The following is a 23665-nucleotide window of genomic DNA, read 5'->3' on the forward strand; positions in this document are numbered from 1 at the left end:
GTGATCGAGGCCACCAACCCCTGCGCCGAACAGCCGCTGCCGCCCTACGGCTGCTGCTGCCTGGGTTCGATCAACCTCACCCTGTTCGTGCGTGATGCCTTCTCCGACAAGGCCAGCTTTGATTTCGACGCCTTCGCCGAAGTCTGCCGCGTCTCCACCCGCATGCTCGATAACGTGCTCGACGCCACCCACTGGCCGCTCGAGCGCCAGCAACAGGAAGCCGCCAACAAGCGCCGGGTCGGCCTGGGCTTCACCGGCTTAGGCGATGCGCTCGCCATGCTGCGTCTGCGCTACGACAAACCGGAAGCCCGCGCCATGGCGGCGCGCATCAGCGAATTCATGCGCGACACCACCTATCTCTACTCGGTCGATCTGGCCAAAGAGCGCGGCGCTTTCCCGCTCTTTAACGCCGAGCTTTATCTCTCCGGCGGCAATTTCGCCTCGCGCCTGCCGGCCGATGTCAAAGCCGAAATTCGCCAGCATGGTCTGCGCAACTCGCACCTGTTGTCGATTGCCCCCACCGGCACCATCTCGCTCGCCTTTGCCGACAACGCCTCCAACGGCATCGAGCCGCCCTTCTCCTGGACCTACAACCGAAAAAAGCGCATGCCGGACGGCACAATCAAGGAATACTCGGTCGAAGACTACGCCTGGCGTCTGTACAAACATCAGGGCGGCGATGTCAGCAAGCTGCCGGAGTACTTCGTCACGGCGCTGGAAATTTCCGCCAAAGCGCACGCCGACATGGTGGCCGCCGTCGCCCCCTACATCGACACCTCCATCTCGAAAACAGTGAACGTGCCGGGGGATTACCCCTACGAAGATTTCCAGGATCTCTACCTGCAAGCCTGGAAAGCCGGCCTCAAGGGGCTGGCCACCTACCGCCCGAACAGCGTGCTGGGTTCCGTGCTCTCGGTCGAACCGGCCAAAGAAGACAACGACGCCAAAGCGCCGCAAGATTTCGTCTCCGACGCCAACCGCCGCCTGTCGATCAAGAACCTGCCCGCCCCGGTGCTCGCCAGCCTGCGCTGGCCGGGCCGCCCGAGCCTGCCGGAAGGCAATCTGTGCTGGACCTACATGGTCGATTCGCCGCTCGGCAAGTTCGCCCTCTTCGTCGGCCACGTCGAGCCGGAAAACGAAAACCGCGCCTGGCCGTTCGAGGTCTGGGCCAACGGCCCCGCCGAACCGCGCGGCCTCGGTGCCATCGCCAAGACGCTGTCGATGGACATGCGCGCCAAGGATCACGGCTGGCTGGAAATGAAGCTCGACGCGCTGGCCAAGACGCCGGGCGACGCCTTCGACATGCACATGCCGCCGCACGGTGAAAGAAAACGCATGCCCTCCGTGGTCTCCGCCATGGCGCAAGTCATCCGCTGGCGCGTGGAACAGCTGGGTGCGCTCAACCACGACGGCCCGACCCTGGTGAAAGACGCACTCTTTAGCACCAAGGAACCCAAAACCGGCACCGACGGCACCCTCTCCTGGACGGTGGATGTCAGCAACCCCTCCACCGGCGAAGATTTCGTCCTCGGCCTGAAAGAAATCACCCTGCCCGACGGCGTCACCCGCCCCTACTCGATGTGGCTGTCCGGCAACTACCCGCGCGCCCTCGACGGCCTGTGCAAGCTTTTGTCGCTCGACATGCGCGTCATCGACCCGGCCTGGATCGGCATGAAGCTCAGGAAACTCCTTGATTACTCCGAACCGCTCGGCGATTTCATGGCCTTCGTTCCCGGTTCGCGCAAACAGCAGACCTGGCCCTCCACCGTTTCCTACATCGCCCAGCTCATCATCCACCGCTACGCCATGCTCGGCATCCTCGACGAAGCCGGTTTCCCGCTGCAGCAAATGGGCATCCTCGAAGCCCCGGAAGACACCACCAGCAACAAGGTACTGCCCACCGTCGGCAAGCTGTGCAGCGAGTGCGGCAACCACACCATGATCCGGAAAGACGGCTGCGACTTCTGCACCGCCTGCGGCGCGGTCGGCACCTGCGGCTGAGGGCGCTGCCAAAGCCCGAACCCAGCCCAAGCGTTCGAACGCGCTGAAACAAAAACCCGCCCAGCAAACACCGGCGGGTTTTTTATCGCCCAACATTTGACGCCCTCTTTATTCATGACTATAGTCATGACCATAGTCACAAAAAGGCACAGATCATGATGTATACCATCCAAGCTTCTGAATTCAAAGCCAAATGCCTGGCGCTCATGGATGCTGCGGCAGAGCACGGCAAAACCTGGGTGATTACCAAGAACGGCGTGCCGGTGGCCGAACTGCGCCCGTTTTCCGGTCAGCGCCCGAGTACGCCATTCGGCCTGCACCCGACGCTCGAAATTCATGGTGACATCGTCGCACCGCTCGAAGAAAACCTCTGGGACGCCTTGGCGTGATTCTCGATACCCATGCGCTCCTCTGGATGGATCGCAACGATCCCGCCCTGGGAAAAAACGCGCGCGCCCTGATCGAAGCCGACTGGCAGGCCGGCCAGCTTGCCGTCAGCGCCATCAGCTTCTGGGAAATCGCCATGCTGGCGGAGCGCGGACGCATCACCCTGCCCCTGCCCGCCAGTTTGTGGCGCGAAGACTGGCTCAAAGCCGGTCTGATCGAAGTACCGCTCGACGGCCGTATCGCGCTGCTCGCCACCGAACTTGCCGATCTGCACCGCGACCCGGCGGACCGTTTCATCCTCGCCACCGCCATCGAGCGCAACACCCGCCTGATGACCGCCGACCGCGCCCTCCTCGCCTGGCCGGGAAAACTGCCTCGCATCGCCGCTGACGCATAAAACCCAGCAGCCCCCGGCAATTCACCCAAAACCCTTTTGGACGCGGATGACGCGGATAAAATCGGATTAAACCAAGCGAAAACCAGGTTTCTACGCTAAACAACCCACGTTTTTTCGCTTTTATCGGCCTTTATCAGCCTTTATCGTCATTTATCCGCGTTCATCCGTGCCATTCCGCTTCAATCCGCGTTCACCTGCCTTTATCCAACAAAACCCTTTTGGACGCGGATGACGCGGATAAAATCGGATTAAACCAAGCGAAAACCAGGTTTCTACGCCAAACAGCCCTTGTTTTTGCGCTTTTATCGGCCTTTATCAGCCTTTATCGTCCTTTATCCGCGTTCATCCGTGCCAATCCGCTTCAATCCGCGTTCACCTGCCTTTATCCACGCCCATCCGCGTTAAAAATCAACGCGCGCTTTCGAATCAAAATCCGCTTTCTCGCACCAGGGTTGCCAGCGAGCCTTTGATGCCTTCCCAGACCAGGCTGCGCGGGGTGCCGGAGATGCGCACGCTGCCGCGCATTTCGCGGATTTCTGAGGGGGTGTCGCGCAAGCGGATGCGCACGCGGTACAGGGCTTCGCTCGGTGTCGCTTCGCGCCCGTCGGGTTGGGTGTTGAAGTAGCCGCCGTGGCGGCTGTCGAGCATGGGATGCGGTAGGCGCGGGCTGCGCGTGCCGTCGACTTCGAGTACTTCACCGGCCAGCGCCTGCACACCGCCTTGTGGCAGGAAGCTGGCGCGCGCGCCGGGTTCGATGCGATCGACCAGGCGCTGCTCGACATAGGCATCGACCACCCAGCTTTGCGGATCGACCAGCACCCCCAGCGCCTCGCGCACGCCCAGCCAGGTGCCGGGGCGCAACAAGGGAGAAACATCGCGCCACTGGCCGGCGAATTCGGCGTGAATGGCCAGGCGACCGGTTTCCTCGGCAATGCCGCGCAATTCCGTGCGCTGCTCGTCCAGGCGCTGGGTTAGTGCGAGCTGTTTATTCACCCCGCCATCCAACTCCAGCAAGCCCGCCAAACGCCGCTCCAGTGCTTCGCTACTGGCGGCGACTTGGCTTTGCCGGGCGAGCAGATCGGGCGTCGTAAAACCGGCCAGTGGCTCGCCGGCAGCCACCGCGCCACCTTGGCGCAGGGCGACCAACTCCGCCGGAAAGGGCGCAAAAACCAGCTGCTGACGCTCTGCGTGCGAAACCCCGTAAGTCTCCACGGCAAAAGGCCAGGGAATCGCTGCCAGAAGAAATGCTCCGGCCAAGGTGCCATAAATGATCTGCCGCCGGCGCATCTGCACCTCGGGCCAACGTTTTTTCCACACAGCAAGCTCCGACCAGGCCGGACGAGCGATGAACCACACCAGCTCGACCAGCATCAAGAAAATCCCCAAGGCTTTGAAGAAGAAAAAATACACCATCAGGGCGATACCGAGAAAAACGATCAGCCGGTAAAGCCAGGTGGTCAGGGCAAAGGCAATCAAGCTGCGCCGGGTTTTTTGCGCAAAGTCTTCCGGCCAGGGATCATTCAGACCCAAAAGTTTACGCCGCAGCCAGATCCGCGCCTGAGCGCCGGCGCGCTCGTGCAGATTGGGAAAATCGAGCAGGTCGGACAAGATGAAATAGCCATCGAAACGCATGAAGGGGCTAACGTTCAAGGCCAGCGACAAGACCCAGCCGGTGGTTGCCAGATAGAGCGCGGCCTGACGCAAAGCACCATCGTCGAGCAGCGCCCAGGCCAGCGTCGCCAAGCCGGCCAGCGCCATTTCGACACTGACCCCGGCAATGGAAATCGCCAGCCGCTGCCGGTGCGAGCGCAGCCGCCAGGATTCGCCGGTATCGGTGTACAGCATCGGCCACATCACCAGGAAAGCCACACCCATATGGGCCACCCGCACCCCCAGGCGCGTCGCCACCACGGCATGCCCCAGTTCGTGCAAGGTTTTAGAGACGATCAGGGCGAGCACGAAGCCTAAAATGCCGGTCGGCGTCAGGCTATCCAGCACGCTGTGCGTGAAATGCTCCCATTGCCGCGCCGCCAGGATCAGCCCCAAGAGGCTTGCCGCCAGCAGCAGATAAAACGCCAGCGGCGAAAACAAGGGTTCCAACGCCGGCGTCAGCTTTTCCAGAAAGCGCTGCGGACGGATCAACGGCACGCGGATGAACAGGTAATGATGCAGCCACCATTTCCAGTGCCGCCAGCCCGGTTCGCGCGCCTGTTTTTGCACGCGCTGGCGGGTTTCGCCGGAGGGCAAGGCCAGCTGGTGCAGATCGAGAAAACGGGCAAAATCGCTCACCTGCTCGGCATCGACGATCAAGGGCGTGCTTGCTTCGATGTCGGCAGCAATTTCTTCCGGCTTGCCCGGCCAGCGCAAAAGACATTCGTATTCGAGCCAGCCGATGCGAAAAAAACGGTTGCTCGCCGGGTCTTGAATCGCCCAGGTCGGGCCGCCGTCGTTGCCTGAGCCAGAATCAAAAAGGCGCAGATCCTGACGCAAAGCCTGCGGCAAGGGCAATTCCTTGGCCGGGGCTTCGTTCGTTGCCGCCGGTGCGGCAGCGGCGTTCGCGCTCACGCTTGCGCAGCTCCCTGCTCCGCCTGCTGTTCCGCCTTTTGCTGCGCCGCCTGGGCTTTGCGCTGCTCGATTTCAGCCAACAGTTTTTCCGGCACCACCACCCGCTTGCAGGCTTTTTCGATGGCCTCGTAAATTTTGTGTTCCTGGAAGGGTTTGATGACATAACCACGCGCGCCGGCTTTCAGCGCTTCCAGCACCATTTTTTCCTGTCCGTGCGAGGTCACCATGACGATTCTCGCATCGGGAAACTCCGTCATGATCTGGCGCGTCGCCTCGATGCCGTCCATACCGGGCATGGTGATGTCCATCGTCACCACATCAGGACGCTGGCTGCGATAGGCAGCAATCGCCGCCTTGCCGCTCGCTGCGGTGGCGACGATCCGGTAGCCCAAGGGTTCGAGCATCATGCTCAATTTGCGCACGGTAATCGGGGAATCATCAACAATCATCACGCTCGATGCGTCATAACTCATGGCATATCTCTCACTGCAAAATCACACAAAGGTTCAGCACAAATACTCAAGATCGTCACTGAACAAATTTTTTGGCCCAATCAGGTAAACGTCGATGATGCCATGCTCGGTCACCATCGAACGCAGGTGAAACACCGCGTCTTTGATGCGCGGCACCGTTTTCGCCAGACTCATCACGCTCGGCGGTGTGATGCTGATGATCTCGCTGTCCAGATCCTGCAAATCCAGCGTGCAATGGCCCACCACGATATTCATGATCTCCCCGGCGGTGGCCTTTTTCATCTCCTCCGCTTCCTCGGGCGTAATCTCCATGCCCTCGGTCATTTGCGCATAAAGCGTTTCGAGCAGCGCCACGTCGAAACTGAAGGCTACATACAGATCGATCACCCCGTCGATGCCGATCACCCCCGTCGTGGCGCGCAATTCCAAAGCCTCGACATCGCCGGCGCGCGGCGGCAGGGTGTCGACGTGCAGGCCAAATTCCGCGCGCAGATACTCTTCGGTCCGATTCAGCGCGGCCTGCATCACCCGCTTCACTTTTTCCAGGACAAATTCATCATGCATGTTCGATTACTCCGGCACGCTCGTCAAAAGGTAGGATAAATTCGAATTCGGTTCCCGCGCCGGGGCAAGAGCGCACCGCCACCTGCCCGCCCAGCGTCAGCACGGCCTGGCGCACGGCAGCCAGCCCCACCCCACGCCCGGCCAGATCGTTGAGCTGCGCGTAGGTGCTGACGTGATCCATGAATACCAGTGCCGCCGCTTTTTCATCATCGAGCGTCTGCGCCTCGGGTACGCCGTTTTCCGCCGCCTTGGCGCGCAGCGCGGGCAGATTCAAACCGGCACCATCGTCGGCAATGTTCAGATAAAGCTGGCCGGCAGCATAGCGGATACGGCAATGGATCGCGCCGGCTTCGTCCTTGTCGTTTTCCCAGCGGGTTTCGGGGCTTTCCAGGCCGTGCGTCACGGCATTACGAAATACATGCACCAGCGATTGCAAAAAACCCTTCCAATACACCGGGTCTATCCACACGCCTTCGCCGCCCTCCACCTGCAGCGGCTGCACCAATTTTTCCTGGCGCTGCGCCGTCTGCTGCAAAAGCCGGTCGTAGCCCTGCAAGGCATCGCTCAAGCGCAATTTGCGCAAACGCACGATATCGTCGAGCAAGGCGCGCACCTCCGCCAAACCGACATCCACTGGCTCGCCGCGCAACAAGCTCACGGAAAGCGCCTCCAGACGCAAGGCCTGCGCTTCGCTCAAATGCAGGGCGCGGCCCTGTTTGAGGAAAGCCTCGCCCAGCGCATCGCTGACGATTTTTTTATCCGCCGCAAAAGCGTTTTTCAGCATCTGCCAATCCAGCACGCCGGGGGGCTCACACACCTCGCTGCCTTCGCTGTCTGCCAACTGCCCGGCCAACTGACTTTCCAGCCGATGCAGGGCCGCCGGCATTTCCGGAAAAGCAAACTGCGCAAACAAACCCTTATAGGTATGCACCTCGCGGTACAGGCGGCGCAACTCTGCCCGTGAGATGCAGGCATCGACCGAGGCCACGGCGTTTTCTGCCGTCAGAAACTCCGCGAAACCATCCAGCATTTCAAAGAAATTACGGCTGTCGGAAATCGCCAGCACCACCATTTTCAGATGCTTTTGCTCCAGTTCGAGCAAATCGGCCATCTGCCGCGCTTCGGTGATGTCATCGAGCACCACCATGAATTTTTCCCGCCCGATGCGCCGATACGCCACCGCCAGCACCCGCTCCGCGCGCTGAATTTCCTTGGGCAAGAGCGACAACATACTGGCCCCGATTTCAGCATCTTCGCTGGCCAGCACGGCAGCTACCGTCTCGCGCAAGAGCTGCGCCCGGGGGCTCGCCTCGCCAAACAACAGGCTCGCCACATCCTGATTTTCCGGCACCGCACCGAGCATGCTTTCACAGGCCCGGCTGTATTCGCTATCGATGCGCAAATCCGCCCCGAAGGACAAAAATCCTTCGCCGGAATTGTCCAGCAGGCTGACCACCTGTGCCGTTTTATCCTGCGCCCGCCGCCGGCTGCGCAACCAGGCGTGGATCAACAGAAAAACGAAGAACAGCGTCAGCGCGCAAAACACCCGCGCCGGCCAGCCAAAAAGGCTTTCATAGCCAATAAACCCTGCCAGCTGCCACTGTCCAGAGTGATCCGGCCAGGCGATGCTGGCGCTAAAACGGCGCAATTTCTGCCCGTCTTTCTTGATCCAGCCCGCCGCATCGAGCGCAATCAGCCCCGGCGCGGCGTCCTTGTAAGCGTTATTGACCCGTTTATCGACCTGCGCCCGCGCCACTTCCTCGGCCCCACCCAAGGCTTGATAACGCCAGCCCGGCACGTTGGAGGCAAACACCACCCCCTCCGGCGAGAGCACCGCCAAGGGATGTTTTTCTTGCTGCAAACCCTGGTCGATTTCATCAAACCCCAGCTTGGCCACCAAAGCCCCCGCCGGCGCGCCAGCACCGCCTTGCTCCGCAGGAATCGGCACAGCGATATAAAACCCCCGCTCGCGGGTATTGCTGCCCAAGGCCGCATACATACTCGGCTGGCCGCTCATCGCGCCGATGAAATAAGGCCGCCAGGCCAGGCTCTTGCCGGTCAAGCTGGTTTTCACGCCCTTCGCCATATAGGCTTTGACCACCCCATCGGGGGCAATGATCAGGATATTGTCCAGATCCAGCGCCTTGAAGAGATAGCGCATTTTTTCCAGCACAACGGGGTTATCCGGCGACAGACGCCCTGCCACCGTCGCCCGCAGATCTTCATCGACCCCGGCCAGCGCCGTCAAAGCGCCCAAAAGATTGGCCTTGCGATGCTCCTGAGCCAGTGATTCGGCGTGGCGTTCGAGGTTGACCTGAAACTCGCCCATGCCGCGCTCGACCAGCACCGCCCCCAGCAGCCAAGTAAGAAAAATCGCCGCCAAGGCCGCAAAGAGCGCCGGCAAGAGGGAGATTTTTTCTTTCACGCCGCCCCTTCGCCGTCCGTCACCGCATTTTCAGGCAAGGTTTCTGGCAAGGCTTCTGCCAACGTTTCTGCCAACGCTTCTGACAACAACTCGCCACACACCCGGTTGCGCCCCGTCTGCTTGGCGCGGTACATCGCCTCATCGGCGCGCTGTAAAAGGCTGTCTTGCGTATCGCCCGCACGGTAGGTGGCCACCCCCAGGCTCACGGTATGGCTTTTGCCGGTGCGATAGGTTTGCCCGGCCACCGCCGCGCGGATGCGCTCAGCCAGTTGCAGCGCCGCGGCGTGATTGGCCTTGGGACAAAGGAGCAAAAACTCTTCGCCCCCCCAACGACCAAGAAAATCGGTCCCCCGCAACACGGCTTTCATGGTGCGCGCCAGCTGCACCAACACCGCATCGCCCACGGCATGACCAAAGTTGTCATTGACCGACTTGAAATGGTCTAAATCGGCGCTGATGATGGAAAACTCGCGCTTTCCCAGAACAGTCAGCGCAATTTCCTGAGCAAAAATGCGCCCGAGTTTTTCCCGATTGTGAATTTGCGTCAGGCTATCGGTACTCGCCACATGCTCCAGTTCCTGGTGTTTGAGCATCAAACCGATATGGGCTTCAGCCAGATTTTTTTGCGCCTCTTTCAAGCGGCTGATATCAATGGCGATGACGTATTGCACCACCTCGCCGTCATCCCACAGCGTCGCCTTTTCTTCGATCTGATACCAGCACTCGTCGTATTCGTTGAAAAATTCGTAGCTCAAAGATTCGTCATTGGGCTGCCCGGAGGAATCGAGCAAATCAGCCCGCCGACAACGCGCACACGCCTCATCCAGACCGTTGATCAGCTTATGGCAAGGCTGGGTCTGCCAATCCGGAAAACGCGTGCGAAAAAACGCATTGCCATAGCGCACGCGATTACTGCGCACATCCACCACATAAATGGCAAAAGGCAGCGAATCAAGCATCTCGTCGCGATTGAGCAGGGGAAAAGCCTGTGTCGTGTTCATTTTTGTTTGCAAATACTCTCGCCGCTTTTTATTCGTTTTAGCGCTGGAAATTCATCGAAATTCGCTGAAATACCAAAATGCCAGCCCGCCAGTCTATGGCGAACGAGAATAAAACTCAAATACGCAAACCATGCCAACATGACGCAAGATGACACAACCTGACACGGATTCGGCGGATGCGCGCGGATAAACGCGGATCAAAGGCACTCCGCCCACGGGTTTATCCGCGTCATCAGATTTGCTCCGCGCCAATCCGCGTTCAATGCTTTTCGCCACCAAACCGCCAGTTTTGCCGCGACTTCGGTGTTCCAGTTTTTCTGATTCATTTCCAGAGCGCACGCCAGGCATGAAATTCACTGGGTCTTAGGCGATATCGGGCAATGTTGCCTTCGTGAAGGCTGAGCAGTTGGTTCTCGACCACTTCAATGAATCGTTCGCGATCCGGGGCCTCGATCTGCTCTTGTGCAAAGCGGTGGATGTGGCGGATGGCCTGTGGCTTGCTCAGCTTGTCGCGCACCACGGTCGCAACCGTTTGGATAATGTGCTGCCTGTGCTGCAAACGGAAGGGGTCAGGGTCGCCTAGCGACTGGCGCACAGCGGAATAGCGTGCGCAGGAGCGTTTGTAGGCCCAGACGAACACATCGCGCAGAAGCTCAACACGGTTGATTTCATAGATGCCCAGCATGGCGCTGATGTAGGTGCTCTGTGACACATCGACGAAAGACAGAGGGCACAGATTGCGTTGGATCAGTGGAATGTTGGCGGCCAGGCGCGATACACGTTTATTGACGTCCTCAAAAGGCTGCAAATAGGGCAAATGCACCATCGCAAAAAACGCCTGCTCGAAGGGGTCTCGTATGGCAGCCGCCGTGTCCAGCACCTGTGCAAAACACTCCTCGATCCGTTGCGGCCCTTCCAGTGGCAGGAAAGTGGTCTGGCCGATGCCAACGGCGATTGTGCGCAAGCGGCCACTGGCGGTGGGATCGTCCAGCAGGTTGTCCGAGAGCAAAGCGTGCAGATTGAGCAGCGTATAGCGATTGAAGCCAATTTCCCCGGCCGAGTCGATCAAAAACTCGATGGCTTCCTTATGATTCAGAATCATCTGCGCTTCGAGTGCATCCTTGCCGAATGCGGCCTCGCCAGCCGAAATCAAGCGTTCGGTTTCCAGCAGGGAATAGGTGTTGCCTTCCAGTCGGCTGGAGTTCCAGGATAGGTCGATCAGTAGCCGATTGGCCAGCTGCCGGGCATAGGTTCCTGCCGGTTCATGACTGCTGACGGCTTGCCCCTGTGACCGCAGTTCGTCGCGAATCGATGGGCTGAGGTAGTAGGTTTCGTTGGGTCGGTAGTCATCCAGAAATGTCCGGTTGTACCCCACTGGTTTGCGCAGCATCAGGGGTTGCCGTACCTGTTGCTCGATCTCTTTCGCTTCAGGCGAGAGGGGGATCAGGGTTTCAGCGTGAGCAGCTCCGCTTGCCTTGGCAACGGCATTGACCTGCGCACTGACGACTTTGCCGCGCAGATATTTGACCGCGCGCCCTTGGCCTTCACGACGCACTCGCTCCTGAGTAATCAGGCTATTGAGCCAGCGCTGCAGCGTTCGACGGTGAGGTGGTGCAGACAGGTTTACCTCAATCTGCTCGATGCGGGCACCGTCTGGAAAGCGAGCAATGGCTGCAAGCACCGCCTCGTAGCTGTCTCTCGGAATGGTTCTGACCACGTACCCTCCTATCGCGCATTCATCAAATTGCGACATTAAACAAACCAAAATGTCGCGCAAGCATTATCGCGACATTAATAATGTCGCGCAAATTTTTCCCGACATTAAAAGAAGTCACCATGCCTGCCATGGCCGCACCCGGTTACCCACTGCTGCTGCCCCGATAGTTTTTAACGCGGATTCAGCGGATGTGCGCGGTTAAACGCGGATCAAAGGCACTTCCACACGGGTTTATCCGCGTCATCAGATTTGCTCCGCGCCAATCCGCGTTCAATGCTTTTCCCTTTGCCCTGAGCCTGCCCAATGCGGTTTCGTGCAAAACCGAACACGGTTCTTGATTTTTCTCGATGCCGGCCTACACTGCACATGTGCTGACCATGTTCACAAAGGAGTAGGCAATGGCAACCGCTACTGAACGCATCCCGGTGCTCGTCACCGCGAAAGAAAAGGCGACAATCGCCAAAATGGCACAAGACGCTCAATTATCGATGGGCGAATTTTTGCGCCGTGCGGCGGCGTCCTTCCGCCCGAGCGAGGAGGAGCAATTACTGGAAGGAATGATCGACCAAATGCTGAAAACCACCACCCAAGCAAGCGCCGCCATAGACGATGCTCTGGCGTTCGTTGACGCCTCAAACCAACGTATTGCTTCCTTGGAATCTGGGCGGGCGCACTGATGGGCATCACAGACAAAATGTGGGATGCCATCACCACAGTCATCAAGATGAACGACAAAATCGAGCGCATGGCAGGCACCATGAAGTCACAGCAGGAAAAGATCAAAACTCATGCCATATCTTATCGATAACTGGTATCTTCCGGACTCTTTCCCCGCTGCTGCCTGACGACATGAACTGCTTTTTTGCCCGTGCGCGTTTCCTGCCCTGCCTGATTGCTTTTTTCTGCCTCTCATCAGGCCAGACTGCCTTGGCCTCGGAAGATTCACACAAGAAAACCAGTGACGTTCTGGCGGTGGGTTTGCCGCTGACAGCCGCCTTGCTGTCTGTTGCGCATGACGATGCTTCTGGCCTGATGCAATTGACAAAATCAGGCGCACTCACCCTCTTGTCGGTTGAAACACTGAAACGCACAACAAACAAAACTCGCCCCAATGGTAAAGATGACCGCAGCTTTCCCTCCGGTCACACGGCAGTGGCTTTTGCTGCAGCCCAGTACATGCAGATGCGCGGTGGCTGGAAGTACGGCGTACCGGCCTACATTGCTGCCGCTGCAACCGGTTACAGCAGGGTAAAGGCCAAGGAACATTATTGGCGCGATGCGCTGGCCGGTGCGGCGATCGGTATGGCGGCCAGCTATTACTTTACCGATACGCGTGAGCGTGTCAGCTTTGGTGTGATGTTTGGCGGCGATTCAACGCATGCCTATGTCCATTCAACGTGGTAAATGGCAGAACCCTGACAACACCCGTGGCAAAACCCCGACCCGGCAGTTTCTGGCAACGCCGTTTATCCGCTTTTGCTGACGCCTGGCGCGGTGTTGGTTTTTTACTGCGCGACGAAGCGCATGCGCGTTTTCATCTACTCGCAACCATTCTGGTGACCTGTTTAGGCTGCTGGGTTGAGCTGACAAAGGGAGAATGGCTGGCGCTGATCCTGGCCATGGGGATGGTCTGGACCGCCGAGGGCCTGAATTCTGCTATTGAAGCCTGCGTGGACCTTGTCTGCCCTGAACAGCACCCGCTCGCCGGCAAGGCCAAAGACCTTGCTGCCGGGGCCGTTCTCCTGGCTTCTATCTGTGCCTGCGTCGTCGGCCTACTCGTTTTCCTGGCCCGTTAATTGACCGATTTATTTTCTGGAGTTTTTCAATGCCTCGCCTCGCTGTCTTTCTGCCCTGCCTGTTCCCACTGTTGTTTGCTGCCTGTGGCGAAGTAGAAGACACCCGTCCCGGCCAACCGGTGAAAACCCGGCAGCAGGCGTTCAAGGAGATGATCAAGGTGTTCGAGCCGATGGGCGTGATGCTGCGCGAAGGGCGTTACGAGCCGGAGAAATTTCTGCGTTTGGCCAGTGCTCTGCACGAAACGCGTGAAGCGCCCTGGACGCATTTTGCCGCTGACACCAATTACCCGCCGACCAAGGCGACCGCCCAGGTCTGGGAAGACGAGGCGGGTTTTGTCCGGGAAAAAGAAAAATTTCTCGCCGCCACGGACAAACTGCTGGCCGCCGCCAAGGCACAGGACGAAACGCAGAGTAAAACGGCGTACGAAGCGGTCTATGCCAGCTGCCAGGATTGTCACAAACCGTTCAAGAAACGCTGAACCCGCCAAGGAAACAACCATGCTGCGCCTGAGCGAACTGAAACTGCCACTGGACCATGCCGAAGATGCGCTACGCCCGGCCTTGCTGGCGCGTCTGGGCTTGGCCGATGAGGCCTTGCTCGATTTTCGCATCGTCAAACGCAGCCACGATGCGCGCAAGAAATCGGCCATTGTCCTGCTCTACCAAATCGATTTTTGCGTCGCCGACGAAACCGCCCTGCTCGCGCGCTTGCATGACGACTCAAAAATCATGCCCGCGCCAGACATGGCCTATCGTTACGTCGCGCAAGCACCAGCGGGGCTCACGGCGCGCCCGGTGATCGTCGGCTTTGGCCCCTGCGGCCTGTTGGCCGGCCTCGTTTTGGCGCAAATGGGGTTTCGCCCCATCATCATCGAACGCGGCAAAGCAGTTCGCGAGCGCACGCAAGACACCTGGAATCTATGGCGTAAACAGCACCTGAATCCGGAATCCAACGTGCAATTCGGCGAGGGCGGTGCCGGCACCTTTTCCGACGGCAAGCTCTACAGCCAGATCAAGGACCCGCGCCACCTCGGGCGCAAGGTGATGGAAGAGTTCGTCGCCGCCGGCGCGCCGGAGGAAATTCTTTATCTGAGCAAACCGCACATCGGCACCTTCCGCCTGGTCAAAATGGTGGAGCACATGCGCGCGCAGATCATCGCACTGGGTGGAGAAATTCGCTTTTCCAGCAAGCTCGAAACGTTGCAGCAAGAAAACCGGCAAATCACCGGCGTCAAACTCGCCAACGGCGAATCCATCGCCAGCCGCCACGTCATTCTCGCCGTCGGCCACAGCGCCCGCGACACCTTTGCCGCGCTGCACGCCCAGGGCCTTGCCATGGAAGCCAAGCCCTTTGCCATTGGCGTGCGCATCGAGCACCCGCAACAGATGATCGACCAGGCACGTTTCGGCACCAGCGCCGGTCATCCGCGTCTGGGGGCGGCCGATTACAAGCTGGTGCACCACGCCAGCAACGGGCGCGCGGTGTATAGCTTTTGCATGTGCCCGGGCGGGCAGGTCGTGGCTGCCGCCTCGGAGCCGGGGCAGGTGGTAACCAACGGCATGAGCCAGTATTCGCGCGCGCAACGTAACGCCAATTCCGCCCTGGTGGTGGAGATTCGCCCGGAAGATTTTCCCGGGGATTGGCGCAAAAACCCGCTCGTCGGCATCGAATTTCAGCGCCAATGGGAAAAACTCGCCTTTTTGGCGGGCGGCGAAAACTACGATGCCCCGGCGCAACGGGTCGGTGATTTTCTCGCCGGGCGCGCATCGACACAGCTCGGCACGGTCGAGCCTTCTTACCAGCCCGGCGTGCGCTTGAGCGATCTCAACCGCTGCCTGCCAAGTTACGTCAGCGCTGCACTGCGCGAGGCAATTCCTGCTTTTGAGCGCCAAATCAAAGGCTTCGCCCAGGCTGATGCGCTCCTCACCGGTGTCGAAACGCGCACCTCCTCGCCGCTACGCATCCCGCGTGGCGAGGATTTTCAAAGCCTCAACACCCCTGGTCTCTACCCCGCCGGCGAAGGCGCGGGCTACGCCGGGGGAATTTTGTCGGCGGCAGTGGACGGCATCAAAGTCGCTGAGGCCGTCGCCCTGGCCATGTTGGCAGAGCACGGCAAAACCTGTTGAGGGAGGAATAGGCGACAAACAGCGGCGGCAAACAGCGGCGGCAAACACAGCGGCAGCAAAGCAGCGCGCGATTACGCCTTGCCCCCCATGGTCTTGCCTTCGGCTACGCGCTGGCGGCGGATAGTCTTGGGATCGGCGCTCAGCGGGCGATAAATTTCCACGCGATCCGCTGCGCGCAATGGCGTGTCCAGACGCGCCACGCTGTTCCAGATACCCACTTTTTGCCGCTCGAGATCAATTTCCGGATGGCGCTGCAAGACGCCGGAAAGCGCAATCGCGGTGCCCAGCGTGCTGTTTTCCGGCACATCCAGCGTGCAACAGCTTTCCACCCCGGGCGCGAGATAGCAGACTTCAACGCGCATTTTCACCCCCCGGGCGGCCATACACCTGATCGGCGCGGCACACGAAGGCATCGACAAAGGTGTTGGCGATGTGGTTGAACACCGGGCCGATGATTTTTTCGAACAGCTTGCTGGAAAACTCATAATGCAGACGAAATTCGATCTTGCAGGCGGTTTCACCCAAGGGCTTGAACGACCAGGAGCCTTCCAGTTTACGAAACGGGCCGTCGAGCAGGCGGATTTTCATCAAGGTCGGAAAGCTTTTGTCGTTTTCCGTGCTGAAACTCGACTTCACCGCGTGGTAGTTGATATGCAAGGTGGCCACGGTTTTTTCCGGCGTGCGCTGCATCAATTCGCTGCGCCCGCACCAGGGCAGGAAATCCGGGTAATCCTCGCAACGGTCGACGAGTTCGAACATGCGCGCCGCCGAATGCTCGATGAGAACCGTTTTTTCAACCGATGCCATAGCCCAGCACACCCTCGTAAACCTGTAGAATCGGCCATTTTAAGGGAACCGCGCGCCGGCATGAGTATTACCGTCAATAAAAAGGCCTTTCACGATTATTTCGTCGAAGAAAAATACGAGGCCGGCATCGTGCTCGAAGGCTGGGAAGTCAAGGCCATTCGCGCCGGGCGAATGAACATCAAAGAGTCTTACGTCATCATCAAGGGCGGCGAACTCTTTCTCATCGGCATGCACATTTCCCCCTTGAGCACGGCCTCCACCCATAACACGCACGACCCGATACGCACCCGCAAACTGCTCCTGCACGAACGCGAAATCAGCCGCCTCATCGGCAAAGTAGAACGCGCCGGCTACGCGCTCGTGCCGCTCGACCTGCACTTCCTGCGCGGACGCATCAAACTGGAAATCGGCCTCGCCAAAGGCAAAAAACAACACGACAAACGCGCCGACCAACTCGAAAAAGAAAGCAAGCGCGAAGCCCAGCGGGCGGTGAAGGAAAGAATGCGCTGAGCGCACAGCGCCAAACCCCGGGCGCGTACCGCATTGACGCCGCCAGAATGCAATTCCAAACTTGGTCGGGCCGGACGAATAAAAATCGGCACACAGGAAACCTGTCGATGTTTTTATAAAATATCGACAGGTTTCATTGACCTGTCGCCAGCAACGACATATCCTCCAGATCTGTCGCCAAAAACAAATTTTTACGCCATGACCCCCTCTGACTGGCATCCGGAACAGCCCTACAACACACTCCCTCTCCTTCCTCCCGCTCAGGAGGTCGAAACCCGAGCGGTGCTCAAACGCTGCATCACCGCGCGCGCAGCCCTTGCCGAGCTCAAGCAGGCAGCCGAACTGATCCCCAATCAGGGCATGCTCATCAACACGATCCCTCTGCTCGAAGCCAAGGACAGTTCGGAAATCGAAAACATCGTCACCAGCACGGACAAGCTCTTTCAATTCGCCCAAAGTGACAGCCAAGCCGACCCTGCCACCAAAGAAGCGCTGCGTTATCGCACCGCGCTTTATCGCGGATTCTGCTCGCTTACCGAACGTCCATTGAGTACCACCACAGCCACCGAAATTTGCTGCATGACCAAAGGCTTGGTAATGGGTATTCGGCGCACACCCGGCACCCGTTTGGCCAACGAGCGCACCGGCGAAACCATCTACACCCCACCCGTAGGCGAATCCTTATTGCGCGATCTGCTCTCAAATTGGGAAAAATTTCTGCATTGCCAGGAAGACCTTGATCCTTTGGTGCGCATGGCAATCGCCCACTATCAGTTCGAGGCGATTCACCCTTTCGACGATGGCAATGGCCGCACCGGGCGCATCATCAACATTCTTTACCTCATTCAGCAAAATCTGCTTGGCCTGCCCATTCTCTATTTGAGCCGGCACATCATCGCCCACAAGGCCGATTACTACCGTCTCTTGCTGGAAGTCACGCGCAGCGCTGCTTGGGAGCCATGGATACTGTTCATGCTGCAAGCCGTTGAAGAAACCGCCCAATGGACCACGGCCAAGATCGCCGCCATCCGCAATCTTGCTGAACACACGGCAGCTTATATGCGAGAAAAAAAATCCAAAATATATCGCCGCGAACTGGTCGACGTCATCTTTGAGCAGCCGTACTGCCGCATTGCCAATCTTGTCGACAAAAAAATCGCCCAGCGCCAGGCTGCCTCCAGCCACCTCAAAGAGTTGGTCGCCATTGGTGTACTACGCGAGCTGCAAGTTGGCCGGGAAAAACTCTTTATCCACCCCAAGCTGATGCAGCTTCTCACCCGCGACAGCAACCAGTTTGCTGCCTATAGCTGAGCCGGCTTCCGGAGAACGCCGGCGCGCCACAGCTGCCGGGCGCGCAAGAGATCTTCCCAGGTTTTGGCTTTATCCGGCAAATTGCGCAAAAGGTAGCTCGGGTGGTAGCTCACGACGACGGGAATGCCTTCGTACTCCAGAGCTTGCCCGCGCAAATCGGCGAGTTTTTCGCTGCGCCCAAGCAAAGACAAGGCAGCCGATTTGCCCAAGGCAACGATGATTTTAGGCTGTAAAAGGGCAATCTGACGCTGCAGCCAGGGGCGGCAGGCGGCGATTTCTGCACCTTCTGGCGGGCGGTTGTCTGGGGTTCGACATTTCACCGCCAAAGTGACAAAAACCTGATGTTCGCGCCCCAAATCCAGGGCGGCCAGCATGGCGTCGAACAATTCTCCGGCCACACCGGCAAAAGGCTCACCCCGCGCATCTTCTTCATGCCCCGGGGCGTCGCTGATGAACAGCCATTCGGCCTGCGCATCGCCCATGCCGGCCACCGCGTGCTGCCGGCGCTGGTGCAAACCGCAGGCGCGACAGGCTTGCACGGCGGGCGGCAAGTCAGACCAGTTCAGTGTCTCGATCGGCGGCGAGGAAACGCTCGGCACAGCGGGAGCTGTTGCGGCGGCGACGGCGGCAGATGCAGATGCGGGGACGGGCGCGTCAGGTGGATCGCTCACTGCCTCAAGCGCTGCCTCTGGCTGCACAGGGCACGATTCCCGCCAGGCCCACAAGGGGCGGATGCCCATTTCGATCAGCATTTGTTCCCGATTAAGCGTCATGCAAGTTCTTTCTGAAATACCAGGCCGTCTTCCCGCCCGGCCTGCGCCGGGTAATAGTCCTTGCGCAAACCAATTTGCTGAAAACCGAAATTACGGTACAGGGCCACCGCCCGCGCATTGCTCGGGCGCACTTCGAGAAACAGGCAACGCGCGCCATTGCCCAGAGCCTGGCGCATCGCATGCTGCAGCAAACGCGCGCCATGGCCTTGCCCTTGCTGCGCCCGCCCGATGCCTATCGTCAACAAATGCGCTTCGTCGAGCACCTGCATGACGACCGAAAAACCAATCAGTCGGTCCGGCAAACGCGCCACCCAGCAGCTATAGCCCGCCCGCAAAGAATCGGCAAAATTACCCCGACTCCAGGGGAAATTCTGAATCTGCGCCTCGATCTCGCCCACCGCATCGAGGTCCCCATCCTGCATGGGGTAAAAGGCCAGCGCCGGGGCGAAAGCTGCGCTCATGCCTTACCGCCTTCTTGCAAACGTTCGGCCACGGTTTTGGCCACCTTATCGCGGATGTAGAGCGGTGCGGCATCGGCCGGGTCGATGCCCGCCCCCGCCTGCAAACGCGGCGCGGCCAGATGCGCCAGCCAGCGCGCCGTGGGCAGAATTTGCGGATGCAGAGTAAAAGCGTTTTGCTCCAGACGCGCCGCCAGCTCCGGGTAGGCGTGCAGGGCATTACCGCAGGCTGCCCGAACGGCCCATGGCCAAGACAAGGTCTGCGGTGCCAGAACACGAATCTCGCCTTGCACCTGCCAGGCGTTTTCCGCAACCCGGCGGTAATGCGCGCAATACACTTCCTGCATGCGCGCATCGAGCAGGCTTAAAACCTCTTCTTCGCCACTCGCCGCCGCCATGGCTTCCAGGCTGACCACCGGCACCAGCGGCACATCTGTCGCCACGGCCAAGCCCTGCGCAATGCCGCAGGCCACACGCAAGCCGGTAAACGCCCCCGGTCCGCAACCAAACGCGATGCCATCGAGCTGCGTCAGCCCGATCCCGGCCTGCGCCAGCATTTCACCCAACAAAGGCAAGAGCGTCTGCGAGTGTGCCTGCCCGGCGGGGCAAACGCGTTCCAGCACATCACCCGCGCACCACAGCGCGCAGCTGCCGTGTTCCGTCGAAGTTTCCAGAGAAAGTATCCGCATGCCGGTATTTTACCGCGCCCTGGTGCGCAATCTTCGCGCAGCGAGACGAAGGATTCAGCACACCGGCAGAAAAAGCCGCGCGCGGTCAGTAACGGTGGCGACGCCCGCCGCGCTCGGGCGTTTGCCGCTGCTGCTCGCGCATTTCATCGCGCAAACGCTGCCGTTCTTCCGGCGGCAAGGCTTCGCCGCGCCCATCGCCCCTTGGCGCTCGAGAAGACTCCTGTTCGCGCCGGCTTTGCCACTGTTCGCGCATTTGTTCGCGCAACTCACGCCGCTCTTCTGGCGGCAGGTCGCGCCAGCGCCCGTCGGCGTGGACGTGACCCGCCAACAAAATCAGTACGAGCGCGACAGGAAGGGTAAAAATGCGAGAAGGCATGGGCGGCATTTTACCGTCTTTGCCGACGCCTGAAACCGCCCCGCCCCGGCAGGGCGCGCCGGAGTTGTAATGCTTTGTTTCGCACGCGGCGCACGCATACGCCTTGTTACGATTTGTCGCACAAGCCCACCCCGCCGGGGTTATCCTTGCCGCATGAACGAAAACACCGCCCAACACATCCTCATCGTCGATGACGACGCCCGCCTGCGTGATCTGCTCACCCGCTATCTCGGCGAACAAGGTTTTAACGTTCGCGCCGTGGCGGATGCCGCACAAATGGACAAGACGCGCAACCGCGAGCATTACCACCTGATCGTGCTCGATCTGATGCTGCCCGGCGAAGACGGTCTTTCCATCTGCCGCCGCCTGCGCGGCCAGGGGGATCGCACGCCGATCATCATGCTCACCGCCAAGGGCGATGAAATCGACCGCATTCTCGGCCTGGAAATGGGCGCTGATGATTACCTGCCCAAACCTTTCAACCCGCGCGAGCTGCTCGCCCGGGTGAACGCTGTGCTGCGCCGGCAAAGCAGCCTGCCGCCAGGCGCGCCGGAAGACACACCGGAAATCACCCGCTTTGGCGGCATCGAAATCGATTACGCAGCGCGCACCTTGAAGCGCGGCGAAGAAACCTTGTCACTCACCACCGGTGAATTCGCCGTGCTCAAGGTGTTGTTACAGCACCCGGGGCAGCCCTTGTCGCGCGACAAGCTGATGACTCTGGCGCGCGGGCGCGAGCAAGGCCCCTTTGATCGCGCTATCGACGTACAGATGTCACGCCTGCGCAAGCTGATCGAGGTCGATCCGACGCAACCGCGCTATCTGCAAACGGTATGGGGGTTTGGCTACGTCTTCATGCCGGACGGCGCAACGCGAGAAAATTGATGCCGCGCTCGCTTTTGGCGCGCACTTTCTTATTGCTGGCGCTGCTCATTCTGGCCAGCACCGCCGGCTGGCTGGCGCTATTTAGCCACATCGACGTCGAGCCGCGCGCGCGCGAAGCTGCCACTACCGCAAGCTCAGCGGTCAACCTGATCCGCGCTTCGCTGTTTGCCGCCTCGCCCAAAAAACGCCCACAACTTTTGGCCGAATTTTCCTCCACCGAAGGCATTCGCCTCTTACCGGCGGAAGAAAACGACGACATCCAGCCCATGCCGGAATCGCGTTTTCATAGCCTGTTGCGGGAAAATCTCGTTGCCCGCCTGGGCGAAGCCACGCGCATCGCGGCCGAGGTCAATGGCGAACCCGGTTTCTGGGTCAGCTTTCGCCTCAATCCGCGCGATGAAGATGAATACTGGCTGGTCCTGCCGCGCGAAAAAGCCAGCCGCAGTTTTGCCGCACGCTGGTTAAGCTGGGTGATTCTCGCGGTCAGCCTGGCGCTCATCGTCGCCTGGCTGATCGCCTCGCGCATCAGCCGCCCCCTGAAAGCCTTTGCCCGCTCGGCACACACCGTCGGCCGGGGGCAAATACCGCAACCGCTGCCGGAAGAAGGGGCCGAAGAAATTCGGGCGCTGGCCCGTGCTTTCAACACCATGGCACACGATCTGGCACGCCACGAACAAGACCGCTCGGAAGTTCTGGCCGGCATTTCGCACGATCTGCGCACGCCGCTCACCCGCTTGCGCCTGGAAATCGAAATGAGCGTACACGACGAAAACGCTCAAAACGGCATGAGCGCCGACATCGAGCAAATGGAAGCCGTCATTTCGCAATTCATGGATTACGCCCGCACCGAAAGCGGCGAAAGCCCCGCGTCTACTGACTTAAGCGCGCTTCTGGAAAACATCGGCGAACATCAAAATGCCATCGGTCACCCGCTTGCCGTCGAGCTTGCGGCAGATTTGCCGGCACTCACGCTGCGCCCCAAAGCCATCAACCGAGCGGTGGTCAACCTGCTCGACAACGCCTGGAAATACGGCGGCGGCGCGGTGTCTTTGCGCGCGGCGCGCCAGGGCAAAACGCTTCATATCGACATTGCCGACCACGGCCCCGGCATTCCCACTGCAGAACAGGAGCGCTTGAAGCGCCCCTTCACCCGCTTGAACAGCGCCCGCACCGACGTCACCGGCACCGGCCTGGGTCTGGCCATCGTCGAGCGCATCGCCCGCCTGCACGACGGGCGGCTGGAACTGCTGCCCAACCCCGGCGGCGGCCTGATCGCCCGCCTGGTTTTACCACTGCAATAGCCGCCCGGAGGCAGCGCACGCCCCGCCGCCGACAGGCTTTACAAGGTCGCCATGTCGATCACGAAACGATATTTCACATCGCTCTTCAACATGCGCTCGTAAGCGGTGTTGATGTCGCGCATGGCGATCATTTCAATATCGGAAACGATGTCGTGCCGGGCGCAAAAATCAAGCATGTCCTGGGTTTCGCGGATGCCGCCGATGAGCGAACCGGCCAGCTGCCGCCGTCCGGTAATCAGGGTGCCGATCGACCAGGCCGGGTGCGGCTCGGCCGGAATGCCAACCAGGGTCATGGTGCCATCGCGCTTCAACAGACGCAGATAGGCATCGAGCTTATGCGGCGCGGCCACCGTATTCAAGATGAAATCGAGGCTGCCGGCATGCGCTTTCATCTGTTCGCGGTCGGTGGATAAGCACACTTCGTGCGCCCCCAGACGCAGGCCATCGGCCGCCTTGCTCGGCGAGGTGGTGAATAAAGTCACCGTCGCCCCCATGGCGCGGGCGATCTTCACCCCCATGTGCCCCAGGCCGCCCAGGCCGACGATACCGACCTTGCTGCCCGGCCCGACACCCCAGTGATGCAGCGGCGAATAGGTGGTGATGCCGGCGCACAGCAGGGGCGCGACGGCGGCCAGCTGGTTTTCCGGGTGGCCAATGCGCAGCACGAAGCTTTCCTTGACCACGATGTCTTGCGCATAGCCGCCGTAGGTGTTGCCGCCCGTATTGCCTTCCTCACGACGCGCCGGACCGTTATAGGTGCCGCTAAAGGTTTCGGCGCAATACTGTTCTTCGCCTTCGGCGCACGCCGGACAATGACCGCAGCTATCGACCATGCAGCCGACACCGACCACATCGCCCGCCTTGAACGCCTGCACGGCAGCCCCCACCGAGCGCACCCGACCGACGATTTCATGGCCCGGGACGCAGGGGTAGAGCGTATTGCGCCACTCGTTGCGCGCCGTGTGTAGGTCGGAATGGCAAACGCCGCAATAGAGGATGTCGATATGCACATCATCTTCGCGCAAGGCGCGCCGGCTCAGGGTGAACGGGGCGAGCGGTCGGTCGGCAGCGAGTGCTGCATAGGCTTGAGTCATGAAAATCT

25 protein-coding genes are annotated in these 23665 nt (G+C 59.9%); 12 read left to right on the forward strand and 13 right to left on the reverse strand.

The window, feature by feature from the left end; translation table 11 throughout:
- The 3 genes from ACM62Q_RS08035 to ACM62Q_RS08045 form a co-directional block, all read left to right on the forward strand.
- Nucleotides 1-2001: ribonucleoside-diphosphate reductase, adenosylcobalamin-dependent (locus ACM62Q_RS08035; protein ID WP_415035355.1), on the forward strand; the 2001-nt coding region annotated here is incomplete at its 5' end.
- 155 nt (nt 2002-2156) lie between these two features.
- A complete protein-coding gene (locus tag ACM62Q_RS08040) occupies nt 2157-2390 on the forward strand; it encodes a type II toxin-antitoxin system Phd/YefM family antitoxin (protein WP_415035357.1) in 234 nt (77 codons plus the stop codon).
- Nucleotides 2387-2785 carry a type II toxin-antitoxin system VapC family toxin gene (locus ACM62Q_RS08045; protein WP_415035359.1) on the forward strand — a complete coding sequence of 133 codons (399 nt, stop codon included), beginning with the start codon at nt 2387-2389 and terminating at the stop codon, nt 2783-2785. Before ACM62Q_RS08040 ends, ACM62Q_RS08045 begins: the two co-directional genes overlap by 4 nt.
- 426 nt (nt 2786-3211) lie before the next feature.
- On the opposite strand, the gene ACM62Q_RS08050 is transcribed toward ACM62Q_RS08045, so the two are convergent.
- From ACM62Q_RS08050 to ACM62Q_RS08075, 6 genes are all read right to left on the reverse strand, one after another.
- A complete protein-coding gene (locus ACM62Q_RS08050) occupies nt 3212-5350 on the reverse strand; it encodes a site-2 protease family protein (protein ID WP_415035361.1) in 2139 nt (712 codons plus the stop codon).
- The gene (locus tag ACM62Q_RS08055) at nt 5347-5823 is read right to left on the reverse strand and encodes a response regulator (RefSeq protein WP_415035363.1); all 477 of its coding nucleotides are present in this window, start codon (nt 5821-5823) and stop codon (nt 5347-5349) included. Before ACM62Q_RS08055 ends, ACM62Q_RS08050 begins: the two co-directional genes overlap by 4 nt.
- A 33-nt stretch (nt 5824-5856) precedes the next feature.
- On the reverse strand, nt 5857-6387 hold the full coding sequence (locus tag ACM62Q_RS08060; RefSeq protein ID WP_415035365.1) for a chemotaxis protein CheX: 531 nt from the start codon (nt 6385-6387) through the stop codon (nt 5857-5859).
- The gene (locus ACM62Q_RS08065; protein WP_415035367.1) at nt 6380-8812 is read right to left on the reverse strand and encodes an ATP-binding protein; all 2433 of its coding nucleotides are present in this window, start codon (nt 8810-8812) and stop codon (nt 6380-6382) included. The genes ACM62Q_RS08060 and ACM62Q_RS08065 overlap by 8 nt, the downstream gene beginning before the upstream one ends.
- Nucleotides 8809-9813 carry a GGDEF domain-containing protein gene (locus ACM62Q_RS08070; protein WP_415035369.1) on the reverse strand — a complete coding sequence of 335 codons (1005 nt, stop codon included), beginning with the start codon at nt 9811-9813 and terminating at the stop codon, nt 8809-8811. The genes ACM62Q_RS08065 and ACM62Q_RS08070 overlap by 4 nt, the downstream gene beginning before the upstream one ends.
- 322 nt (nt 9814-10135) lie before the next feature.
- Entirely contained in the window at nt 10136-11566 is a 1431-nt protein-coding gene (locus ACM62Q_RS08075) for a Fic family protein (protein WP_415035371.1), read from the reverse strand.
- A gap of 362 nt (nt 11567-11928) precedes the next feature.
- Between ACM62Q_RS08075 and ACM62Q_RS08080 the strand changes: the two genes are divergently transcribed.
- Genes ACM62Q_RS08080 through ACM62Q_RS08100 form a run of 5 tightly spaced genes read left to right on the forward strand, consistent with a single transcriptional unit; the run spans nt 11929 to nt 15453 of the window.
- On the forward strand, nt 11929-12207 hold the full coding sequence (locus tag ACM62Q_RS08080; protein ID WP_415035373.1) for a plasmid mobilization protein: 279 nt from the start codon (nt 11929-11931) through the stop codon (nt 12205-12207).
- On the forward strand, nt 12140-12934 hold the full coding sequence (locus ACM62Q_RS08085) for a phosphatase PAP2 family protein (RefSeq protein ID WP_415035375.1): 795 nt from the start codon (nt 12140-12142) through the stop codon (nt 12932-12934). The genes ACM62Q_RS08080 and ACM62Q_RS08085 overlap by 68 nt, the downstream gene beginning before the upstream one ends.
- Before the next feature lie 23 nt (nt 12935-12957).
- A complete protein-coding gene (locus tag ACM62Q_RS08090) occupies nt 12958-13326 on the forward strand; it encodes a diacylglycerol kinase family protein (RefSeq protein ID WP_415035377.1) in 369 nt (122 codons plus the stop codon).
- A 29-nt stretch (nt 13327-13355) separates the two neighbouring features.
- Entirely contained in the window at nt 13356-13805 is a 450-nt protein-coding gene (locus ACM62Q_RS08095) for a c-type cytochrome (RefSeq protein WP_415035379.1), read from the forward strand.
- Nucleotides 13806-13824: 19 nt separating this feature from the next.
- Nucleotides 13825-15453 (forward strand): NAD(P)/FAD-dependent oxidoreductase, encoded by a 1629-nt coding sequence (locus ACM62Q_RS08100; protein WP_415035381.1) that lies wholly within the window; start codon nt 13825-13827, stop codon nt 15451-15453.
- Nucleotides 15454-15524: 71 nt separating this feature from the next.
- Here ACM62Q_RS08100 and ACM62Q_RS08105 read toward each other — a convergent pair whose 3' ends face one another.
- Together ACM62Q_RS08105 and ACM62Q_RS08110 are read right to left on the reverse strand one after the other, a co-directional pair.
- Entirely contained in the window at nt 15525-15815 is a 291-nt protein-coding gene (locus ACM62Q_RS08105) for an RnfH family protein (protein ID WP_415035383.1), read from the reverse strand.
- A complete protein-coding gene (locus ACM62Q_RS08110) occupies nt 15805-16260 on the reverse strand; it encodes a type II toxin-antitoxin system RatA family toxin (protein WP_415035385.1) in 456 nt (151 codons plus the stop codon). Before ACM62Q_RS08110 ends, ACM62Q_RS08105 begins: the two co-directional genes overlap by 11 nt.
- Before the next feature lie 60 nt (nt 16261-16320).
- On the opposite strand from ACM62Q_RS08110, the gene smpB reads away from it, so the two are divergent.
- A complete protein-coding gene (smpB, locus tag ACM62Q_RS08115) occupies nt 16321-16770 on the forward strand; it encodes an SsrA-binding protein SmpB (RefSeq protein WP_415035387.1) in 450 nt (149 codons plus the stop codon).
- A gap of 198 nt (nt 16771-16968) precedes the next feature.
- On the forward strand, nt 16969-18081 hold the full coding sequence (gene fic / locus ACM62Q_RS08120) for a protein adenylyltransferase Fic (RefSeq protein WP_415035389.1): 1113 nt from the start codon (nt 16969-16971) through the stop codon (nt 18079-18081).
- On the opposite strand, the gene ACM62Q_RS08125 is transcribed toward fic, so the two are convergent.
- The 4 genes from ACM62Q_RS08125 to ACM62Q_RS08140 form a co-directional block, all read right to left on the reverse strand.
- Nucleotides 18072-18854: a uracil-DNA glycosylase gene (locus ACM62Q_RS08125; RefSeq protein ID WP_415035391.1), complete on the reverse strand. Its 783-nt coding sequence runs from the start codon at nt 18852-18854 to the stop codon at nt 18072-18074. The two genes, fic and ACM62Q_RS08125, sit on opposite strands and share 10 nt — an antisense overlap.
- Nucleotides 18851-19315: a ribosomal protein S18-alanine N-acetyltransferase gene (rimI, locus tag ACM62Q_RS08130; protein ID WP_415035393.1), complete on the reverse strand. Its 465-nt coding sequence runs from the start codon at nt 19313-19315 to the stop codon at nt 18851-18853. The genes ACM62Q_RS08125 and rimI overlap by 4 nt, the downstream gene beginning before the upstream one ends.
- Nucleotides 19312-20001, reverse strand: a complete 690-nt coding sequence (gene tsaB, locus ACM62Q_RS08135) for a tRNA (adenosine(37)-N6)-threonylcarbamoyltransferase complex dimerization subunit type 1 TsaB (protein WP_415035395.1) — start codon at nt 19999-20001, stop codon at nt 19312-19314. The genes rimI and tsaB overlap by 4 nt, the downstream gene beginning before the upstream one ends.
- An 85-nt stretch (nt 20002-20086) precedes the next feature.
- Nucleotides 20087-20377 carry a hypothetical protein gene (locus ACM62Q_RS08140; protein ID WP_415035397.1) on the reverse strand — a complete coding sequence of 97 codons (291 nt, stop codon included), beginning with the start codon at nt 20375-20377 and terminating at the stop codon, nt 20087-20089.
- Nucleotides 20378-20530: 153 nt separating this feature from the next.
- Between ACM62Q_RS08140 and ompR the strand changes: the two genes are divergently transcribed.
- Together ompR and ACM62Q_RS08150 are read left to right on the forward strand one after the other, a co-directional pair.
- Nucleotides 20531-21262, forward strand: a complete 732-nt coding sequence (ompR, locus tag ACM62Q_RS08145) for a two-component system response regulator OmpR (RefSeq protein ID WP_415035399.1) — start codon at nt 20531-20533, stop codon at nt 21260-21262.
- Nucleotides 21262-22563: an ATP-binding protein gene (locus tag ACM62Q_RS08150; protein ID WP_415035401.1), complete on the forward strand. Its 1302-nt coding sequence runs from the start codon at nt 21262-21264 to the stop codon at nt 22561-22563. Before ompR ends, ACM62Q_RS08150 begins: the two co-directional genes overlap by 1 nt.
- A gap of 38 nt (nt 22564-22601) precedes the next feature.
- Here the strand turns inward: ACM62Q_RS08150 and ACM62Q_RS08155 are convergent, their stop codons facing one another.
- Nucleotides 22602-23657 carry an NAD(P)-dependent alcohol dehydrogenase gene (locus ACM62Q_RS08155; protein ID WP_415035403.1) on the reverse strand — a complete coding sequence of 352 codons (1056 nt, stop codon included), beginning with the start codon at nt 23655-23657 and terminating at the stop codon, nt 22602-22604.
- Nucleotides 23658-23665: the final 8 nt, after the last annotated feature.

The organism is Azonexus sp. (assembly GCF_047638095.1).
Lineage (GTDB): Bacteria > Pseudomonadota > Gammaproteobacteria > Burkholderiales > Rhodocyclaceae > Azonexus.

Excerpts from the sequence above, each read along its gene's own strand:
- ACM62Q_RS08040 (WP_415035357.1), top strand. The coding sequence starts at position 2,157 with ATGATGTATACCATCCAAGCTTCTGAATTCAAAGCCAAATGCCTGGCG.
- ACM62Q_RS08055 (WP_415035363.1), bottom strand. The coding sequence starts at position 5,823 with ATGAGTTATGACGCATCGAGCGTGATGATTGTTGATGATTCCCCGATT.
- ACM62Q_RS08060 (WP_415035365.1), bottom strand. The coding sequence starts at position 6,387 with ATGCATGATGAATTTGTCCTGGAAAAAGTGAAGCGGGTGATGCAGGCC.
- ACM62Q_RS08070 (WP_415035369.1), bottom strand. The coding sequence starts at position 9,813 with ATGAACACGACACAGGCTTTTCCCCTGCTCAATCGCGACGAGATGCTT.
- ACM62Q_RS08075 (WP_415035371.1), bottom strand. The coding sequence starts at position 11,566 with ATGTCGCAATTTGATGAATGCGCGATAGGAGGGTACGTGGTCAGAACC.
- ACM62Q_RS08080 (WP_415035373.1), top strand. The coding sequence starts at position 11,929 with ATGGCAACCGCTACTGAACGCATCCCGGTGCTCGTCACCGCGAAAGAA.
- ACM62Q_RS08085 (WP_415035375.1), top strand. The coding sequence starts at position 12,140 with ATGCTCTGGCGTTCGTTGACGCCTCAAACCAACGTATTGCTTCCTTGG.
- ACM62Q_RS08095 (WP_415035379.1), top strand. The coding sequence starts at position 13,356 with ATGCCTCGCCTCGCTGTCTTTCTGCCCTGCCTGTTCCCACTGTTGTTT.
- ACM62Q_RS08100 (WP_415035381.1), top strand. The coding sequence starts at position 13,825 with ATGCTGCGCCTGAGCGAACTGAAACTGCCACTGGACCATGCCGAAGAT.
- ACM62Q_RS08105 (WP_415035383.1), bottom strand. The coding sequence starts at position 15,815 with ATGCGCGTTGAAGTCTGCTATCTCGCGCCCGGGGTGGAAAGCTGTTGC.
- ACM62Q_RS08110 (WP_415035385.1), bottom strand. The coding sequence starts at position 16,260 with ATGGCATCGGTTGAAAAAACGGTTCTCATCGAGCATTCGGCGGCGCGC.
- smpB (WP_415035387.1), top strand. The coding sequence starts at position 16,321 with ATGAGTATTACCGTCAATAAAAAGGCCTTTCACGATTATTTCGTCGAA.
- fic (WP_415035389.1), top strand. The coding sequence starts at position 16,969 with ATGACCCCCTCTGACTGGCATCCGGAACAGCCCTACAACACACTCCCT.
- ACM62Q_RS08125 (WP_415035391.1), bottom strand. The coding sequence starts at position 18,854 with ATGACGCTTAATCGGGAACAAATGCTGATCGAAATGGGCATCCGCCCC.
- rimI (WP_415035393.1), bottom strand. The coding sequence starts at position 19,315 with ATGAGCGCAGCTTTCGCCCCGGCGCTGGCCTTTTACCCCATGCAGGAT.
- tsaB (WP_415035395.1), bottom strand. The coding sequence starts at position 20,001 with ATGCGGATACTTTCTCTGGAAACTTCGACGGAACACGGCAGCTGCGCG.
- ACM62Q_RS08140 (WP_415035397.1), bottom strand. The coding sequence starts at position 20,377 with ATGCCTTCTCGCATTTTTACCCTTCCTGTCGCGCTCGTACTGATTTTG.
- ompR (WP_415035399.1), top strand. The coding sequence starts at position 20,531 with ATGAACGAAAACACCGCCCAACACATCCTCATCGTCGATGACGACGCC.
- ACM62Q_RS08150 (WP_415035401.1), top strand. The coding sequence starts at position 21,262 with ATGCCGCGCTCGCTTTTGGCGCGCACTTTCTTATTGCTGGCGCTGCTC.
- ACM62Q_RS08155 (WP_415035403.1), bottom strand. The coding sequence starts at position 23,657 with ATGACTCAAGCCTATGCAGCACTCGCTGCCGACCGACCGCTCGCCCCG.